The sequence below is a fragment of the Nocardia alni genome, from assembly GCF_019038435.1.
GTDB lineage: Bacteria > Actinomycetota > Actinomycetes > Mycobacteriales > Mycobacteriaceae > Nocardia > Nocardia alni.
The window spans coordinates 1-479 of record NZ_JAGPOX010000337.1; the positions used below are offsets into that span (position 1 = coordinate 1).

The window sequence follows — 479 nt, forward strand, 5'->3', positions numbered from 1 at the left end:
CTGCGGGGGCGGCGCGGGGTGCGCGCCACGGCGGCCGGGCGCACGCTCGTGCACCATGCACGCATCGTGCTGCAGCAGATGGAGCGCCTGCGCGGCGAGCTCGGCGCGCACGGCACGGGCCTGTCAGGCCACGTGCGGCTGTTCTGCAACACCTCGGCGATGAGCGAGCATCTGCCGCGCCGCTGGCCGCCTTTCTCGCGGCGCATCCGCCCATCGCGGTGGATGCCGAGGAGCATGCGAGCGACGACGTGGCCGACGGTGTGCGCGCCGGCCTGTGCGACCGGGGTGCGGCGCGTCGTGCTCACCGACGACTGGGCCGCGCGCGAGCTGGTGCTGTGCGCTCGGACACCGGCAGACACCCTGCTGGTGCATGCGCGCGCCCTGCTGGAGCATCTGGCCGCGGGCTGAACCTCCGGCCCCTTGGTCCCCTGGTCAATTCAGGATTTTCTCCCCGCTCGGCCGCTTGCCCTGGATCAAGG

The 479-nt window shown here is 73.3% G+C and carries 1 protein-coding gene; it reads left to right on the top strand.

Translation table 11 applies throughout. The features are described 5' to 3' along the window. On the top strand, window positions 1–408 hold a 408-nt coding region (locus tag JZ791_RS47405), incomplete at its 5' end, for a hypothetical protein (protein ID WP_498049423.1). Window positions 409–479: the final 71 nt, after the last annotated feature.